At 68.4% G+C, this 17,092-nt stretch carries 12 protein-coding genes; 7 read left to right on the top strand and 5 right to left on the bottom strand.

What is annotated here, in order from left to right; translation table 11 throughout:
* Positions 1–7: 7 nt before the first annotated feature.
* Complete coding sequence (locus tag AC07R7_RS23215) at positions 8–949, top strand: flippase-like domain-containing protein (protein WP_494636746.1); 942 nt, start codon at positions 8–10, stop codon at positions 947–949.
* Here AC07R7_RS23215 and AC07R7_RS23210 read toward each other — a convergent pair.
* Genes AC07R7_RS23210 through AC07R7_RS23195 form a run of 4 tightly spaced genes read right to left on the bottom strand, consistent with a single transcriptional unit; the run spans position 946 to position 4,445 of the window.
* Positions 946–1,551: a response regulator transcription factor gene (locus AC07R7_RS23210; protein ID WP_494636745.1), complete on the bottom strand. Its 606-nt coding sequence runs from the start codon at positions 1,549–1,551 to the stop codon at positions 946–948. The genes AC07R7_RS23215 and AC07R7_RS23210 overlap by 4 nt on opposite strands.
* Positions 1,548–2,711: a sensor histidine kinase gene (locus AC07R7_RS23205; protein ID WP_494636793.1), complete on the bottom strand. Its 1,164-nt coding sequence runs from the start codon at positions 2,709–2,711 to the stop codon at positions 1,548–1,550. The genes AC07R7_RS23210 and AC07R7_RS23205 overlap by 4 nt, the downstream gene beginning before the upstream one ends.
* Positions 2,712–2,713: 2 nt before the next feature.
* Positions 2,714–3,451: an ABC transporter permease gene (locus AC07R7_RS23200; protein ID WP_494636744.1), complete on the bottom strand. Its 738-nt coding sequence runs from the start codon at positions 3,449–3,451 to the stop codon at positions 2,714–2,716.
* Position 3,452: 1 nt separating this feature from the next.
* Entirely contained in the window at positions 3,453–4,445 is a 993-nt protein-coding gene (locus tag AC07R7_RS23195; protein ID WP_494636743.1) for an ABC transporter ATP-binding protein, read from the bottom strand.
* A gap of 124 nt (positions 4,446–4,569) precedes the next feature.
* Here AC07R7_RS23195 and AC07R7_RS23190 point away from each other — a divergent pair, with 124 nt between their 5' ends.
* The 6 genes from AC07R7_RS23190 (at position 4,570) to AC07R7_RS23165 (ending at position 15,345) form a co-directional block, all read left to right on the top strand.
* Positions 4,570–6,879 carry an acyl-CoA dehydrogenase gene (locus tag AC07R7_RS23190; RefSeq protein WP_494636742.1) on the top strand — a complete coding sequence of 770 codons (2,310 nt, stop codon included), beginning with the start codon at positions 4,570–4,572 and terminating at the stop codon, positions 6,877–6,879.
* Positions 6,880–6,941: 62 nt separating this feature from the next.
* A complete protein-coding gene (locus tag AC07R7_RS23185) occupies positions 6,942–7,889 on the top strand; it encodes a UDP-glucuronic acid decarboxylase family protein (RefSeq protein ID WP_492839572.1) in 948 nt (315 codons plus the stop codon).
* A gap of 90 nt (positions 7,890–7,979) precedes the next feature.
* Positions 7,980–9,965, top strand: a complete 1,986-nt coding sequence (locus AC07R7_RS23180) for a TonB-dependent receptor (RefSeq protein WP_494636741.1) — start codon at positions 7,980–7,982, stop codon at positions 9,963–9,965.
* An 85-nt stretch (positions 9,966–10,050) separates the two neighbouring features.
* On the top strand, positions 10,051–12,492 hold the full coding sequence (locus tag AC07R7_RS23175; RefSeq protein WP_494636740.1) for a M1 family metallopeptidase: 2,442 nt from the start codon (positions 10,051–10,053) through the stop codon (positions 12,490–12,492).
* The gene (locus tag AC07R7_RS23170; protein WP_494636739.1) at positions 12,489–13,013 is read left to right on the top strand and encodes a DUF6702 family protein; all 525 of its coding nucleotides are present in this window, start codon (positions 12,489–12,491) and stop codon (positions 13,011–13,013) included. The genes AC07R7_RS23175 and AC07R7_RS23170 overlap by 4 nt, the downstream gene beginning before the upstream one ends.
* A gap of 97 nt (positions 13,014–13,110) precedes the next feature.
* A complete protein-coding gene (locus AC07R7_RS23165) occupies positions 13,111–15,345 on the top strand; it encodes a TonB-dependent receptor domain-containing protein (RefSeq protein WP_494636738.1) in 2,235 nt (744 codons plus the stop codon).
* A 58-nt stretch (positions 15,346–15,403) separates the two neighbouring features.
* On the opposite strand, the gene AC07R7_RS23160 is transcribed toward AC07R7_RS23165, so the two are convergent.
* Positions 15,404–16,810: a helix-turn-helix domain-containing protein gene (locus AC07R7_RS23160; protein WP_492884423.1), complete on the bottom strand. Its 1,407-nt coding sequence runs from the start codon at positions 16,808–16,810 to the stop codon at positions 15,404–15,406.
* Between the last annotated feature and the right edge of the window lie 282 nt (positions 16,811–17,092).

Below are 17,092 nucleotides of genomic sequence, written 5' to 3'. Positions count from 1 at the left end.
GGGCTGGTTGCTGACGATCGGCGTCGCCCTGTTGGCGATCCTGCTGGCCACGCACGGCGTCGGCGCGGTCCGCGAGATCCTGGGCCAGGTTGGCTGGCAAGCGTTGATCGTCATCGCCGCCCACCTGCCCGTGACCTTCCTGGCCACGGTCAGTTGGCAGGTCCTGCTGCCGCCCGATCGCCGCCCGCCCCTGACCTTTCTGTTTCGCGTCCGCCTGATCAAGGAGGCGGTCAACGCCCTTCTCCCCGTCGCCCAGGTCGGCGGCGACGTCGTGCGGGCCAAGCTATCGGCCCGCAACGGCCTGACCCTGGCCGAGGCCACGGCGAGCTGCGTCGTCGATGTCCTGGCCGGAACGGTGGGTCTGGTGCTGTTCGTCCTGGCCAGCCTGCTCGTGGCCATCGCCACGCTGCACGACCCACGCCTGGCGCAAGCCGGCCTGACCCTGGTCGCCATCGTCGTCGGCGTCGTGCTAACCGCCTATCTGGCCCACAAGGCCGGCCTGCACCGACGTCTGGGTCAATTCTCGCAACGCTGGACCGCCATCGCCGGCCGGGCCGGCGAGCTGGGCGAAGCCTTCCGCCTCATCGGCCGCCAGCGCGGAAATCTGTTCGCCTCCTGGGCCTGGCACATGGCCGCCTGGCTCGCCGGCGCGTTCGAGACCTATGTCTCGATGTGGGCCCTGGGTCTCAATCCCACCCTGCTTCAGGCCCTGATCGTCGAGGGCCTCGCCCAGACGGCCAAGGTCGTCGGCTTCGCCATACCCGGCGCCCTCGGCGTGCAGGAAGGCGGCTACCTGCTGCTGGGCGGCGCTCTGGGTCTTACGCCCGACCAGGCCCTGGCCCTGTCGCTGCTGCGTCGCCTGCGCGAGCTGACGCTCGGCGTGATCGGCCTGGTGCTGTGGCGAACGACGCGAGCGCCGGCGGCCGACCCCGAACCCGCGACGGCCTAAAGCCAGCCGTTGGAGCGGGCGATCCGGCCGGCCTCGACCCGGTTGGCCGCGCCCAGCTTCTGGGCCGCTTCGGACAGGTAGTTGCGGACCGTGCCCGGCGAGAGGTCCAGCACGTCGGCGATGTCCTTGTTCGAACGCCCCTCCTCGGCCAGACGCAGGATCGCGCGCTCGCGGTCGGTCAGCGGATCGGACTGGGCGTCCCAGATCGCCTCGGACAGCTCCGGCGCGATGGCCCGCCCGCCGGCGGCGATGGTGCGGACGGCGGCGGCCAGCACGCTGCTGGGACCGTCCTTGAGGAGGTAGCCCTTCACCCCCGCCTCCATGGCCCGGCGCAGATAGCCCGGCCGGCCGAAGGTGGTGACGATCAGCACCCGCGTCGCCGAGCCGTCGGCCTTCAGTCGGGCGGCGACGTCGATGCCGGTCAGGCTGGGCATCTCGATGTCGGAGATCAGCACGTCCGGCTTCTCGGCCTTGACCAGCTCCAGGGCGACGGCGCCGTCGGGCGCGCGGCCGACGACCTGGATGTCGCCTTCCATCTCGAGCAGCGCGCTGAGCGCCCCCAGCACCATCTTCTGGTCTTCGGCGATGACGACGCGGATCACGAGACGGTCTCCCCATTCGCGCTGCTCAGGGGCGCGGTGGCGACGAGGCGGGTCCCCGTCTTGCCGGACCTGATGTCCAGGGCCCCGCCGATGGCGGCAAGACGCGCGCGCATGCCTTTCAGGCCCGAACCCTCGACCAGCCGGCCGCTGCCCCCCGGACCATTGTCGGCGATAGTGAGCGTGAGCGCCTTGGCGCTGGGCTCCAGCGTGATGTCGCATCGCTTGGCGCCGGCGTGGCGGATGACGTTGGTCACCCCCTCGCGCAGGGCCATGGCCAGCACGGCTTCCTGAGCCGGGTAGCCGTCGGTGGTGAGAGCCGAGATCTCGGCCTCGATATCCGCGGCGGCCAAGGCCTGGCGGGCCTTGTCGATCTCGAACGCCAGGGAGGCGCCTTTCATGCCGACCACCGCCGTGCGCACCTCGGAGAGGGCCTCGCGGGCGGCGGCGGCGACGGCCTGCATCTCGCGCTCGGCGGCCTCGGAGTCGCGGCTGACCAGGCGGGCGGCCAGCTCGGCCTTCACGGCCACCAGGGTCAGGGTGTGCCCCAGAAGGTCGTGCAGGTCGCGGGAGATCCGCTCCCGCTCGGCCGTCGTGGCCAGGGCCCGAACCTCCTCGTGGGCGACGGCCAGTTCCTGGTTCTTCCGCTCGACATCCATCTGCATGAGGGTGGCGAAGCCGGTGATGCCGCCGAACAACACGCCCGAGGCCCAGATCGGCCAGACGTGGCGATAGAAGACCAGCCCGACCGCCAGCAGCACGATCTCCAGGGCGATCATCACCCGGATCGACATCCGCCGCGACGGCAGGCGCGAGGCGAACGACATGGCGTAGATCGTGTAGACGCTCCAGCCGGCGTTGAAGGGCGAAAGCGCCAGGCCGATGCCGTAGATCGCCAGCACCTGCCATGGCGCCGGTCGGCCCCGCTGGTTCCAGATCGTCCAGAAGAGGGCGAGGAAGACGAGAAGGCCCGCGATTGAGGCGACGACTTCCAGCGAGCTGGGTCGGTGGTTGAACCACGAGACGAAGTAGAACGGCAGGTAGGAGAGGAACACGAGGCTCCAGCGTCGCCGGTGGCCGGCCTCGGCGAGGGTCGCCGAGGCCTTGTCCTTGTTGGGTGTCGCCTGATCCATGGCGGCGATGTCGCGCGGCGGGCTCGTCACGGTCAAGCCGCTTGCCGCCGCCAGGCCGACCAGGCCCCGATCATGGCGGCGATGCCGATCGCGGCCATGATCGAGAGGTGGTGCGGGACATCCGCCATCGGCTGCATGCCCGACAACATCTGCGACAGCTGTCCCAGGTGATAGGACGGCGTGACCTCGGCGATGTCACCGGCCCACTTCGGCATGATGCTAAGCGGAACCCACAGGCCGCCGAACAGGCAGAAGCCCAGGAACAGCAGGTTGGCGACGGCGGTGGCCCCTTGCGAACCGAACCGCAGGCCGACGTTCAGGCCGATCAGGGCGAACGGGACGGCCGAGACCAGGCCCAGACCCAGGGTCGCGGCCCAGCGCCAGGGGACCATTCTAACCCCGCCGAACCAGGCCAGCACGCCGAGCAGGCCGATCGCGACACCGACCAGAACGAGCGCGGCGACCAGGCGGCCGGCCAGGTAGCCGCCGGCGGGCAGCGGCGCGATCTGCTTCAGCTCGATCAGCTTGGCTTCGCGCTCGGCGGCCACGGCGGCGCCGAAGCCGAACATGGCCGGGGCGATGGCGGCGAAGATCACATAGTTGGCCAGCATCATATGGGCGATCTCCTCGCGCCCCTTGCTGAGACCAAGGCCCATCACCCCATAGAACAGCAGCGGCAGGGCCACGCTGGGGATGATGAACTGCGGGGTGCGCCAGGTGGAGACGATCTGGGCCCGAGCTTCACGGATGTAGACGAACAGGGTGTGCATCTCAGGCGACCTCGGCTTGCCCAATGGGGGACTTGTTTGAGGCAGGCGCGCCGGCCTGCACGAGACGGGTGACGGCGTCCTCCAGCGAGGCGCCGGCGACGGTCAGATCGTCGACGGTTTCGTCGCGGACCAGGAGCTCGCGCAGGGTGGCGGGCGCCGAGGTGGTCAGCAGCGTGACCCTGCCGCCATCGCGACTGACGCCGGTGACCCGGGCCAGGCCCGAGAGTTCGGCGTCCGACAGGCGCGTGCGGCAGCGGATGGCGACGCCCGACACCCGGCTCTTGATGGCTTCGGGCGAGCCGTCGGCGATGACCCGGCCGTGGTCGATGACCACGATGCGGTCGGCCAGGGCCTCGGCCTCGTCCAGGTGGTGGGTGGTCAGCAGCACGGCCGCGCCCCGGGCGATCTCGGCCCGGACCGCGGTCCACAGGCCGCGACGGGCGTCGATGTCCATGCCGGTGGTCGGCTCATCCAGCACCAGGAAGTCCGGGCGGCCGGCGATGGCCAGGGCGAACTGCACGCGGCGCTGCTGGCCGCCGGACAGCGCGCCGCAGCGGCGACGCTCCAACCCTTCGAGACCGGCCAGACGGAGGGTCTCGTCCAGCGAACGAGGCTTGCGATAGTAGCCCCGGAACAGGTCGACCTGCTCGCGGACGGTCAAAGTGCGCGGCAGGCCGGCCTCCTGCAGCATGACCCCCATGCGGCCCCGGGCGGCGATGTCGCGCGGATCGCCGCCGAACAGGCTGGCGGTCCCGGCGTCGGGGCGCAAGCGGCCGGTCAGCAAGGCGACGCTGGTGCTCTTGCCGGCCCCGTTGGGCCCGAGCAGCGCAACGCACTGACCCGGACGGATGTCGAGATCCAGACCGTTCAGGGCCAGGGTGGCGCCGCGACGCCTGACCGCCTGGCGCAGCATCGCGATCGGTTCGGAAGGTCTGGGTGACATGGGTGGCTCCCTCGTTGTGAAGCCACCATGCCGCCGGCCGAGGCGGTCCATCAGTGCCGCGCGTCACGGGCGCCGCATGACAAACGTCACCCTTAAGTCATCCAGGGCCAGGTTTTCGCGGAGCCGCCTCGCCGCGCTCGCGTTTTCACAGCGCGAGTATCCGTGAGGCAGCGTCATGACCACCTCTTCCTTCCGTCGGGACACCATCACCCGGCCGATCTACCAGTGGGCCAAGGGCGTGCTGCCCGCCCTGTCGGAAACCGAGCGCGACGCGATCGAGGCCGGCGACACCTGGTGGGACGCGAACCTGTTCACCGGCGATCCGGACTGGAACGAGCTGCTGTCGTACCCCAAGCCGACGCTCAGCCCCGAGGAGCAGGCGTTCTTCGATGGTCCCGTGAACGCCCTGTGCGCCATGCTCGACGACTGGCGCATGACTTGGGAGACGCGCGACCTGCCGCCCGAGGTGTGGGACTTCCTGAAGCGCGAGAAGTTCTTCGGCATGATCATCCCGAAAGCGTTCGGAGGCCTGGGCTTCTCGGCCTTTGGCCACGCCGAGATCGTCCGCAAGATCGCCACCCGCTCGACCTCGGCGGCGGTGACGGCCATGGTCCCCAACTCCCTGGGCCCGGGCGAACTTCTCGTGAAGTTCGGGACGAAGGAACAGCAGGACTACTGGCTGCCGCGCCTCGCCGACGGCCGCGAGGTTCCGGCCTTCGGCCTGACCAGCCCCGAGGCGGGATCGGACGCCGGCGCCATGGTCGACGAGGGCGTGGTCGTTCGCGGGACGTGGAAGGGCGAGAGCGTCCTGGGCGTCCGCCTGAACTGGCACAAGCGCTACATCACCCTCGGCCCCGTCTGCACGGTTCTGGGCCTGGCCTTCAAGCTGCGTGACCCCGACCGCCTGCTGGGTGGGGAAGAGGACATCGGCATCACCTGCGCCCTCGTGCCGACCGACACCCCTGGGGTCAGCATCGGCCGCCGCCACCTGCCGGCGTTTCAAACCTTCCAGAACGGCCCCAATTGGGGGACGGACGTCTTCATCCCCGTTGATCTGATCATCGGCGGGGCCGAGCGCGCCGGCCAGGGCTGGAAGATGCTGATGACCGCCCTGGCGGCCGGTCGCGGCATTTCCCTGCCCGCCATGGCTGGCGCGGCGGCGGCCTATAGCGCGCTGACCACTGGCGCCTATGCCCGCGTGCGCAGCCAGTTCGGCATCGCGATCGGCAAGTTCGAGGGCGTGCAGGAGCGCCTGGCCCGCATCGCCGGCAACGCCTACCTGGTCGACGGCGCACGGCGGCTGACCTGCGCCGGCCTGGACCTTGGCAAGCACCCGTCGGTGATCTCGGCGATGATGAAGTCTGGCGCGACCGAGCGGATGCGCACCGTGGTCAACGACGCCATGGACGTCCACGGCGGCAAGGCGATCATGGAGGGCCCGCGCAACTACATGGGCAGCCAGTACCGCGCGCTGCCGGTCGGCATCACGGTCGAGGGCGCCAATATCCTGACCCGCAGCCTGATGGTGTTCGGCCAGGGCGCGATCCGCGCCCATCCCTACATGCTGAAGGAGATCCTGGCCCTCGGCGATCAGGACGAGGCCAGGGGCCTCGCGCAATTCGACGAGACCTTCTGGAAGCACGTCGCGCACGCCTTGCGCAACGGCATCCGCGCCACCGCCCGCGCCTGGACCGACGGCGCCCTGGCCCCCGCGCCCGACGCCGGCCGCGCCGCCCGCTTCTATCGCAAGCTGGGCCGCTACAGCGCCGCCTTCGCCCTCACCTCTGACATCGCCCTGCTGACCCTGGGCGGCGAGCTGAAGCGCAAGGAGATGCTGTCGGCGCGTCTGGGCGACATTCTCTCCGAGATGTACTTCCTGTCCGGCGCCCTGAAGCGCTGGGAGGACGACGGCCGGCCGGACGCGGATTTCCCGCTGCTGCAATGGTGCGCCGAGACGGCCTTCGCCACGATCGAGCAGCGGCTGGACGAGGTGTTCGCCAACCTGCCCAACCGCCTGGCCGGCTGGCTGCTGCGCGCGGCCGTACTGCCGTTCGGCGCGCGTCGTCGCGGTCCGTCGGACCATGTCACCCGCGCCTGCGCCGACCTGATCCTGCATCCGTCCGCCACCCGCGACCGTCTGGTCGAAGGCGTCTATGTCGGCGGCAAGGATGAGGCGATCGGCCAACTGATCGACGCCTTCGAGCGCGTGGTGGCCACCCAGCCGATCCATGACCGGCTGAAGGACCAGGGCGTGCGCCACTGGAAGGACGGCCTGGCCAAGAACCTGCTGACGCCCGACGAGATCGCGGCGCTCGACGCCGCCGATCAGGCGGTAGCCGCCGTGGTCGCGGTCGACGACTTCGCGCCCGAGCAGATCTCGCCCCGTCCAGCGGAAACGGCCCAGCCCGCCAAGCGACCCAAGCCGATCGCCGAACCCTCCGTCGTCACCGAACCCCGCTCCTTCGGCGAGGGCTCGACGGCCTAGAAACCCGAGCGGTACAACATCAGGGACGACTCTCCTTGAGTCCCTGAAAGGTCGGCCGGTCCATGCATGCGCAGAGAATCCTGGTGACCGGCGGCGCCGGCTTCGTCGGCTCGCATCTGTGCGACCGGCTGCTGGAGACCGGGGCCGAAGTGCTCTGCGTGGACAACTACTACACCGGCTCGCGCCAGAACGTGGCCCAGAACCTGACCAACCCGCGCTTCGAGCTGCTGCGCCACGACGTGACCATGCCGCTCTATGTCGAGGTCGACCAGATCTACAACCTGGCCTGCCCGGCAAGCCCGGTGCACTATCAGTTCGACCCCGTCCAGACGACCAAGACCAGCGTCCACGGGGCCATCAACATGCTGGGCCTGGCCAAGCGGGTGAAGGCCAAGATCCTGCAGGCCTCGACCTCGGAAGTCTACGGCGACCCCAGCATCCACCCGCAGGTCGAGAGCTACTGGGGCAACGTCAATCCGATCGGCATCCGCTCGTGCTACGACGAGGGCAAGCGCTGCGCCGAGACCCTGTTCTTCGACTACTGGCGCCAGCATCGGCTGCGCATCAAGGTGGCGCGGATCTTCAATACCTATGGCCCGCGCATGCACCCCAACGATGGGCGCGTGGTGTCGAACTTCATCGTCCAGGCGCTGAAGGGCGAGGACATCACTCTCTACGGCGACGGCGCCCAGACGCGCTCGTTCTGCTATGTCGACGACCTGGTCGACGGCCTGATCCGCCTGATGAACACCGGCGACGAGGTGACCGGCCCGATCAACCTGGGCAACCCGGTCGAGTTCACGATGAGGCAGTTGGCGGAGCTGGTCGTGGAGCTCACGGGCAGCAAGTCGGACCTCGTCCACCGTCCCCTGCCCTCGGACGACCCGCGCCAGCGCCAGCCCGACATCACCCTGGCCAAGCAGGTGCTGGACTGGACCCCCACCGCCCCGCTGAAGGTCGGCCTGATGCGGACGATCGAGTATTTCGACGGGCTGCTGAAGGCGGCTTAGCGCTTCGCCGCCGCTCCCGCGGACTTTCAAAGCAACATCGAGGACGGCGCCGAACTTGTCCGAAGCGCCCTGCTCGCCTAACAGCCGGGCATGATCCGTTCCGCGTTTCTGATCACCCTGCTCTGCGCCGCCTCGACGCCGGTTCTCGCCCAGGCCCAGGAGGTCGAGGCGATCTCGGTCTGGGGCCGCCGCGCCAACGACCTCGGCCGCGCGACGTCGGCCAGCGAGGGCCGCATCGCCTACGCCGACTTCGCCGTGCGTCCGCTGCTGCGTCCGGGCGAGTTGATCGAGGCCGTGCCAGGCCTGGCCGCGACCCAGCACTCCGGCGCGGGCAAGGCCAACCAGTACTTCCTGCGCGGCTTCAACCTGGACCACGGCACCGACCTCTCGGCCTCGCTGGACGGCGTGCCGCTGAACCTGCCCAGCCACGGTCACGGCCAGGGCTACCTCGACCTCAATGTCCTGACGCCGGAGTTCGTCCACGACATCGGCTTCAAGAAGGGTCCCTACTCGGCCGAGAACGGCGACTTCGCCACCGCCGGCGCCGTCGCCTTCGAGACCGCGGACCACCTGCACGGCGACGGGCTGCAGGCCTGGGTCGGCGAGAACGACTATTACCGCGCCGTCGGCTCCAAGGCCCTGAGCCAGAACCTGCTGGTCGCAGCAGACGTCTCGACCGCGCGCGGCGCCTGGTCGACGCCGGAGGACCTGAAGAAGATCAACCTCCTGGGCCGCGCCCTGGTCGGAGGCTGGTCGATCACCGCCCTGGCCTACGACGCCGACTGGAACGCCACCGATCAGATCCCGCGCCGCGCGGTCGAGGATGGGCGGTTGGGCTATCTCGACGCGGTCGACAAGACCGACGGCGGGAACACCTCGCGCTACATCCTGTCGGCCCGCCGCCGCGACCTGCTGCGCGGCCTGGACACCGTGGTCTATGTCCAACGCTACAAACTCGACCTCTATTCGAACTTCACCTACTTCCTCGACGACCCGGTCCATGGCGACCAGTTCGAGCAGGTCGACCAGCGCTGGATCTATGGCGGGTCGCTGACCAAGCGCTGGAGCCTGAGCGACGGCTGGAGCGCCCGCACCGGCGTCTCGGCCCGCGTCGACGACATCGGCAAGGTCGGCCTCTACCGCACCACCGCCCGCGTGCGGCGCGAGACCGTGCGCCAGGACGCCCTCACTGAGTGGTCGACGGCGCTGTGGGGCGAGGCCTCCAAGTCCTTCGGCAAGCTGGACGCCACCTTCGGCCTGCGCGCCGACGCCATGGGCGCGGACGTCAAGGCCGGCGATCCACGCAACGCCGGCGACGTCAGCGACCTGCTGGTCAGCCCCAAGCTGGCCCTGGCCTGGCGCCTTTCGAAGACCTTCGAGCTCTACGCCGACGCCGGACGCGGCTTCCACTCGAACGACGCACGGGGGGCGGTGATCACGGTCGATCCGGTCACCGGCGATCCGGCCGAGCGGGCGCCGCTGCTGTCGCCGTCGGACGGCGCGGAACTGGGCCTGCGTTGGAAGCGCGACGGCCTGACCCTGACGGCGGCGGCCTGGGCGCTGCACGTCGATTCCGAGCTCGTCTATGTCGGCGACGGCGGCTTCACCGAGGCCGCCGGCGCGACCCGGCGCGAGGGCGTCGAACTTCTCGCAGATTGGCGGCCGACCGCGCGCCTGAACCTGACGGCGTCCTATGCCGGAACCCACGCCCGCTTCACGAATGGCGACCGCATCCCCAATGCTGTCAGTTCGGTGCTGAGCGCGGGCGCGAGCTGGAAGCTTGGTCAGGCCTCGACCGTCTCTCTGACTTGGCGCCGCCTCGGCGCCGCGCCGCTGATCGAGGACAATTCCGTGCGCTCGCGGCCTACCGGCCTGGTCAATGCGCTGTTCGTCCAGGATTTTGGCAAGGCCAGCCTGATGGTCGAGGTCCTGAACCTGACCAACAGCAAGAAGGACGACATCGCCTATTCGTACGCCTCGCGCCTGCCCGGTGAGCCGGCCGACGGCGTGGACGACGTCCATTTCCACCCGGTGGAGCCCCGTGCCGCGCGCCTCGGCATGAAGATAAATTTCTGACACACTACGGCGAAAATGGGGTGATTTTCTTCCGCGCCCTGCCAAGGTCGCAGCGGGGTTTAGTCAGGGTTCTGAGGGGCAGAATTTGTCAAAACATTCTATTCGCTACGCTGTGGCCGGCGTCATCGCCGCCGCGCTCTCCGTCACGTCTCTGGCTTCTGGCGCTCACGCCGACGCCATCAAGCAGACAAAGGCGCCGTTCGACGACAAGTTCCGCCAGCTTGAAGGCGAGGACTGGCCGACGCCGACCGACTACCGCAACGCGTCGGGCGCGCCGGGCTACCGCTACTGGCAGCAGAAGGTCGACTACGACGTCGCCGTTCGCCTGAACGAAGACACCAAGCTGCTGACCGGCAAGGAAACGATCAACTACAAGAACAACTCGCCGGACAACCTGCCTTATCTGTGGCTGTTGCTGGACCAGGACTATAAGCGCGACTCGATCAGCAAGCTCACCGAAACCGTCTCGGGCGACTCCATCAGCCTGAGCCAGGTGCGCCGCATTCAGCGCATGAAGGAATGGGAAGGCGGCTTCACCATCAAGTCGGTGAAGGACGCCTCGGGCCGTCCGCTGAACTTCACCGTCGTCGACACCCTGCTGCGCGTCGACCTGCCCGCCGCCGTGCGCGGCAATGGCGGCGAGACCAAGATCACCATCGAGTGGTCGCTGCCCATGGTCGAGAACAAGGTCGTCGGCGGCCGCAGCGGCTATGAGTGCTTCACCGGCAAGGGCGAGGACGGCAACTGCATCTACGAGGGCGCCCAGTGGTTCCCGCGTCTGGCCGTCTATTCGGACTATGAAGGCTGGCACAACAAGGCCTTCCTCGGCTCGGGCGAATTCACGCTGGAGTTCGGCGACTATCGCGTCGCCCTGACCGTGCCGTCCGACCACGTGGTCTCGGCCACGGGCGTGCTGCAGAACCCGGCCGCCGTGCTCAGCCCCGCCCAGCGCGACCGCCTGACCAAGGCCCGCACCGCCGCCGAGCCGGTCTATGTCGTCACCCCCGAGGAGGCCCTGGCCGCCGAGAAGGGCAAGGCCACGACCGAGAAGACCTGGGTGTTCTCGGCGACCAACGTCCGCGACTTCGGCTGGGCCAGCTCGCGCAAGTTCGTCTGGGACGCCCTGGGCGTGAAGCAGGAGAGCGACGCCGCCCACCCGCTGGTCATGGCCATGTCGTTCTTCCCGAAGGAAGCGCGCCCGCTGTGGGACGCCTATTCGACCAAGTCGATCGCCCACACCCTGAAGGTCTATTCGGACTTCACCTTCTCCTACCCCTATCCGGTGGCCCAGTCGGTCAACGGCCCGGTCGGCGGGATGGAATATCCGATGATCTCCTTCAACGGCCCGCGGCCGACGAAGGACAAGAAGACCGGCGCCCTGACCTATACCGAGCGCGCCAAGTACGGCCTGATCGGCGTGGTCATTCACGAAGTGGGCCACAACTACTTCCCGATGATCGTCAATTCGGACGAGCGTCAGTGGACCTGGATGGACGAGGGCCTCAACAGCTTCCTCGAGTTCCAGGCCGAGGTGCAGTGGGACAAGAAGTTCCCGTCGCGGCGGGGCGAGCCCAAGGACATCGTCGAGTACATGGTCAGCCAGGACCAGGTGCCGCTGATGACCCAGTCGGACTCGGTGATCCAGTTCGGCCCGAACGGCTATTCCAAGCCCGCCACCGCCCTGGTCATCCTGCGCGAGACGGTGATGGGCCGAGAGCTCTTCGACCGCGCGTTCAAGGAGTACGCCACCCGCTGGCGCTTCAAGCACCCGACGCCGTACGACTTCTTCCGCACGATGGAAGAGTCGTCGGGCATCGATCTCGACTGGTTCTGGCGCGGCTGGTTCTATTCGACCGACCACGTCGACATCTCGCTGGACAAGATCGTCAAGGCCCGCCTCGACAGCGGCGATCCGGACGCCGAGGCCGCCGTCCGCAAGACCCGCCAGGGCACGGAGCCGGAATCGCGCACGGCCGCCAACAACAAGGCGCCGACGGTCATCGATCGCGACCCCAAGGTTCGCGACTTCTACGATCAGACCGACGAGTTCACCGTGTTCGACAGCGCCCGCAAGAAGGCCAAGTCGGCCCGCGAGGACATGACCCCGGAAGAGCTGGCCGCCCAGGACTTCAAGGACAACCTTTACCGCTTCACCTTCCGCAACATCGGCGGCCTGGTGATGCCCGTGATCCTGAAGATGGACTTCACCGACGGTACGACGGAGACGGTCCGCATCCCGGCCGAGATCTGGCGCAAGAGCTCCAAGCAGGTCACGTGGCAATACGTGTCCGGCAAGGAGCTGAAGGGCGCCGAGCTCGATCCGCTGTGGGAAACCGCCGACGCCGACCGCGGCAACAACGTCTATGATGGCGCCATCACGCCGACGACGCTGAAGATCATGAAGTTCCCCGAGATGGGCAACCGCATGAAGGACGCCAATCTGAAGGTCGAGCCCGGTGGCCTCGCCACCTTCCCGGCCCCCGATCCGAAGAAGGACGGCGACAAGAAGGACGAAGGTCCGAAGTGATCGTGCGCGCGGTCGCCCTTGTCGCGGCGGCGGGCCTCGCGCTCGCCCCGCTCCCGGCGGCCGCGCATCGCGGCCACGGCGCGCTGAGCGTCGTGGAGATCGACGCCAAGACCGGCGCGGTCAGGGTCAGCCACCGGATCCCGGCGCACGACGCCGAACCAGCCCTGGCCCTGATCGCCCCGGACGCCCAGGCCAGCCTCGACGATCCCGAGGCTATCGAGACCCTCAAGACCTACATGCTCGAGCACTTCGGCGTCGCCGTGAACGAAGCGCCGGTCTCCCTCGCGCTGAAGGACATGACCCTGGGGGCGGACGAGGTCCGCTTCGAATATGTCGGCAAGATCGCGCCGGCCGACGCGGCCGCGGCCGTGACCGTCAAGGCCGCCATGTTCGCCGATGTCTATGGCGACGAGGTCAACCAGGTGAACATCCGCCGCCTCGGCGTGACTCGCACCCTGGTGTTCAACGGCGCCGAAGCCGCCCTCCCCCAGACGCTGGACGCGGTCGACGCGGCCAACTGAGGCCCGACATGACAAACGTCACCTCGCGCGCCTGACGCCCGGCACTGCAACGCTTTGGATCGTTCCGGCAGGGTCCTCGCGACAGAGGAGACCTTCCATGACCTTCACGACCCGCCGCGCCGCTCTGCTGGCCGCCACGGGCCTGGCCGCCCTCAGCACGGCCGCCGTCGCCCAGACCACGACCCCTGCCCCGACGACGCCCGCCCCGGCCAAGAAGGAGCAGTCCACCCAGGTGCAGGACGTGACCATCACCGCCCCCTCGGCCCAGGACATCAAGACCGCGATCGACCGCCGTAGCTACAGCCTGGGCAAGGACCTGCAGGCGACCACCGGCTCGGTCGCCGACGTGCTGCGCAACGTCCCCTCGGTGCAGGTCGACGTGCAGGGCAATGTCAGCCTGCGCGGCGATCCCAACGTCACCATCATGATCGACGGCAAGCCGTCCGGCATGTTCAAGGGCGACAACCGCGGCCAAGTGCTGCAGCAGATCCCCGCCAGCCAGTTCGAGCGCGTGGAGGTGATGACCAATCCGTCTGCCGCCTTCAGTCCCGAGGGCTCGGCCGGGATCATCAACCTGATCACCAAGCAGCAGCGCGGCGTCGGCACGACCGGTTCGGTCCGCGCCAACATGGGCACAGAAGGTCGCAAGAACGCCAGCATCAGCCTGGCCCGCAACACCAAAAAGCTGACCCTGTCGGCCGACGCCGGCTGGCGCCGAGACAAGGCCAAGGGCTCCATCGAGGACGACCGCTCGCGCCTGGATCCCGTCACCGGCCGCTACGCCGACAGCCGCCAGAAGGTCGGCTTCAACAGCCACGGCCAGTCGCATAACGCCCGCGCCGGCGTCGACTACGACCTCGACAAGCAGACTCGGCTCAGCGCCGAGGCGCGCTACAACGACACCTCCTACAGCTCCAGGGCCGGCTCGTCCTACGAGGGCAAGGACGTCAATGGCGCGCCGGTCGTCCGTTACCAACGCCTCAGCGACGGCAAGATGAAGAAGTCGGTAGCCGGCCTGTCGGGCGACCTGCGCCGCAAGCTCTCCGGCGACGAGCATGAGTTCACCCTGCACACCAGCGTCGAGCGCACCCGTGACCGCCAGCTCACCGACGCCAACGGCTTCAACCAGCTGCCGACGGTCTCGAACTATGTCGAGCATGTCAGCATCGGCGACGAACTGGTCCAGAGCCGCCTGAAGGCCGAGTACAAGCGTCCCCTGCCCGGCGGCGCCAAGCTCGTGGCGGGATACGAACTGCAGGTCGACAACAACGACTACGACAACTACGGCGCTCGCGGCCCGATGGGAGGCGCCCTGGCGGTCGATCCGGCCCTGACCAACCAGTTCAAGTACGACCAGGTCGTCCACGCGGTCTACGCGACCATCAGCCGCCCGATCGGCGACCTGACCATCATGCCGGGCCTGCGGATCGAGGAGGTCACGATCGACACCAACCAGGTCACCTCGAAGCTGAAGGACAGCTACGACTACCTGCGCGCATATCCCTCGCTGCACGTGCGGTACAAGCTCGACGACACCCGCCAGATCAACGCCAGCTACAGCCGCCGCATCCAGCGCCCGACGGCCCAGGACCTGAACCCGTACCGGATCTACCAGGACCCCTATAGCTACCGTCAGGGCGACCCGCGCCTGAAGCCGCAGACCACGGACTCGTTCGAGGTCGGCTACCAGCTGCGCAAGGGCTACAACTACTACCAGGGCACGCTCTACTACCGCGAGGCCCGCGACGGCGTCACCGACATGATCCGCGACATCGGCGACGGCGTGCTGCTGACCACCAAGGCCAACCTCGCCAAGAGCCGCAGCGGCGGCCTGGAACTGGTCGCCAACGCCCGCCTGACGCCCAAGATCTCGTACACGATCAGCGGCAACGCGTTCTGGAACGAGATCGGCGCCACCGACCTCGGCTTTCCCGACAAGCGCTCGGCCTGGACCGTGTCCGGCTACGCGGCCCTGAACGTGCAGGCCACGCCCAAGGATTTCCTGCAGATCAGTGGCTTCGCCACGGGCAAGCGGCTGACCCCACAGGGCTACAAGGAGCCGACCGGCATGCTGCTGCTGGGCTATCGCCATAAGTTCAACGACCGCGTCTCGGGCGTCGTGACGGTGCAGGACGCGCTGAAGACCTTCGGCGACAAGCTGGTCATCGACACGCCAGCGCTGAAGGACCGCCGCGCCCTCGACCTGGACCTGCGGGCCATATTCGTCGGCGTCACCTACAACTTCGGCGGAACCGGCGCCCCCGACCCGCGCCGCCGCCGCGAGCCGGCCTTCGACTTCCAGACCAACCCCGGCACCGTCGGCCCGATGTAGGCCCATTGCTCGGCGACCGGCCCCGCGACGATCCGTTGCGGCGGCCGGCCTCATCCGCTCACTTCAGCGAAAATGGCACCCAGCGGCGGTCGTTCTCAAGAACCTCGAAAGCCCGATCGACGGGCGGAAACGCCCGCTGTGGGCAGTCGGTCCGCTCGCAGATCCGGCAACTGACGCCGATGGGCGCCGAGGGCCCCGTCAGGTCCAGGCCGTCGGCATAGACCAACTGATCGGCGTATTGGGCCTCGCACCCCAGACCCAGGGCGTAGCGGCGATCGGCCTGCAGATAGGCGCCGGACGACTTCACCACGCCCTTGGCGACGCAGACATAGCGCAGCCCGTCTGGCATCTCGGCCAGTTGCACCATCCAGGCGTCGGGCCGGCTGAAGGCGTCGTGGACGTTCCACATCGGACAGGTCCCGCCAAAGCGGGCGAACTGGAAACGGGTGGCGCTGTGGCGCTTGGTGATGTTGCCCGCCCGGTCCAGCCGCACGAAGTAGAACGGCACGCCCCGAGCGCCCGGCCGCTGCAGGGTGCTGAGCCGATGGAACACCTGCTCCAGGCTCGTCTGGAAGATGAGGCTCAGTTGTTCGATGTCGTGGCGCTCGCGCCGCGCGGCCTCGCGGAAGCGGCCATAGGGCAATAGCAGGGCGCCCGCGGCATAGTTCAGCAGCCCGGTGCGGCAGACCTGGGCGGCGCTCTCGCTGCGGAACGACGCGGCCTTCAGCTCGGCTTCGACGACATCCGCCAGGGTCATGGCCGCGATCTGATAGGCCATCTGGAAGCTGCGCGTCGCGGCCGGCTGCGCCGCGCCCAGGAGCAGCCGCCCCGTCTCCGGCTCGAACCGGCGCAGGAGGTCGAACTCGCGCGAACGCTCCACCGTCACGCCCAGGCGCTGGGCCAGGTGACGCTCCAACGCTCGCTCGCCGTCGCCCTCCTCCAGGCCCAGCTCACCGGCCAGGACTTCCGCGGCGACATCCAGGGCGTGGACGTAGTTGTCCTTGTAGTGGAAGAAGTCGCGCACCTCCTCATAGGGAAGCTGGGCGCTGGCGGCGACGCGCTCATCCAGCGACACGGCTTCCTCGGTCTGCTTCAGGCGCTCGTCCAGCTGTCTGTAGGCGCGGTGCAGCGCCAGATAGGTCCGCGCGAATTGCGGGGCGTTGGTCACGACCTGCTTGATCTCGCCCAAGCCTGGCGTGTCGCCGCCGCTGACGGGATCGGCGACCGCTTCGCGCAGGTCGGCGATCAGACGCTGATCATCGGCGGCGTCCAGGGCCGTGGCGTCAACCTCGAACACGCGCATGGCGTCGATCAGCACCCGCGCGGTGACCGGCCGCTGATTGGCTTCGATCTGAGAAAGATAGCTTGGCGACAGGCCCAGCCGGATGGCGCAAGCCTCCAGCGTCCAGGCCCGCGCCTGGCGCAGCAGCCTCAGCCGCGGACCAATGAAAAGCTTCTCACGCATCTTCGCAACTTTGCAATTTTGCAGAAATCGCCATCGCAGCCGATCCGACAATGCCCGAAACTATGAGGGTTAGTCTGGACGATTTTCTCAACTTCGCCAAATTGCGATGCGTGAATGGCGTTGCCACTCCATCTTACCATGTCTGGATTCGCCTCCCCTCCAGGGGCGACCACCTTCTTTTTCCGGGGCGTGCGCGTTGCAGCAAATTCTCGAGGAACTCGACCGCCGTCGCGCGCAGGCCAGGGCCGGCGGCGGTGAGGCGCGGGTCGCCGCCCAGCACGC

Source organism: Caulobacter sp. GW821-FHT05F04, assembly GCF_059419665.1.
The sequence above is the reverse complement of the archived record's forward strand: the minus strand, read 5'-3'. Positions and strand labels throughout refer to the sequence as shown.

Coding starts and splice junctions, on each gene's coding strand:
- AC07R7_RS23185 (WP_492839572.1), top strand. CDS start 6,942: ATGCATGCGCAGAGAATCCTGGTGACCGGCGGCGCCGGCTTCGTCGGC.
- AC07R7_RS23180 (WP_494636741.1), top strand. CDS start 7,980: ATGATCCGTTCCGCGTTTCTGATCACCCTGCTCTGCGCCGCCTCGACG.
- AC07R7_RS23195 (WP_494636743.1), bottom strand. CDS start 4,445: ATGGACCGCCTCGGCCGGCGGCATGGTGGCTTCACAACGAGGGAGCCA.
- AC07R7_RS23160 (WP_492884423.1), bottom strand. CDS start 16,810: ATGCGTGAGAAGCTTTTCATTGGTCCGCGGCTGAGGCTGCTGCGCCAG.
- AC07R7_RS23200 (WP_494636744.1), bottom strand. CDS start 3,451: ATGCACACCCTGTTCGTCTACATCCGTGAAGCTCGGGCCCAGATCGTC.
- AC07R7_RS23190 (WP_494636742.1), top strand. CDS start 4,570: ATGACCACCTCTTCCTTCCGTCGGGACACCATCACCCGGCCGATCTAC.
- AC07R7_RS23165 (WP_494636738.1), top strand. CDS start 13,111: ATGACCTTCACGACCCGCCGCGCCGCTCTGCTGGCCGCCACGGGCCTG.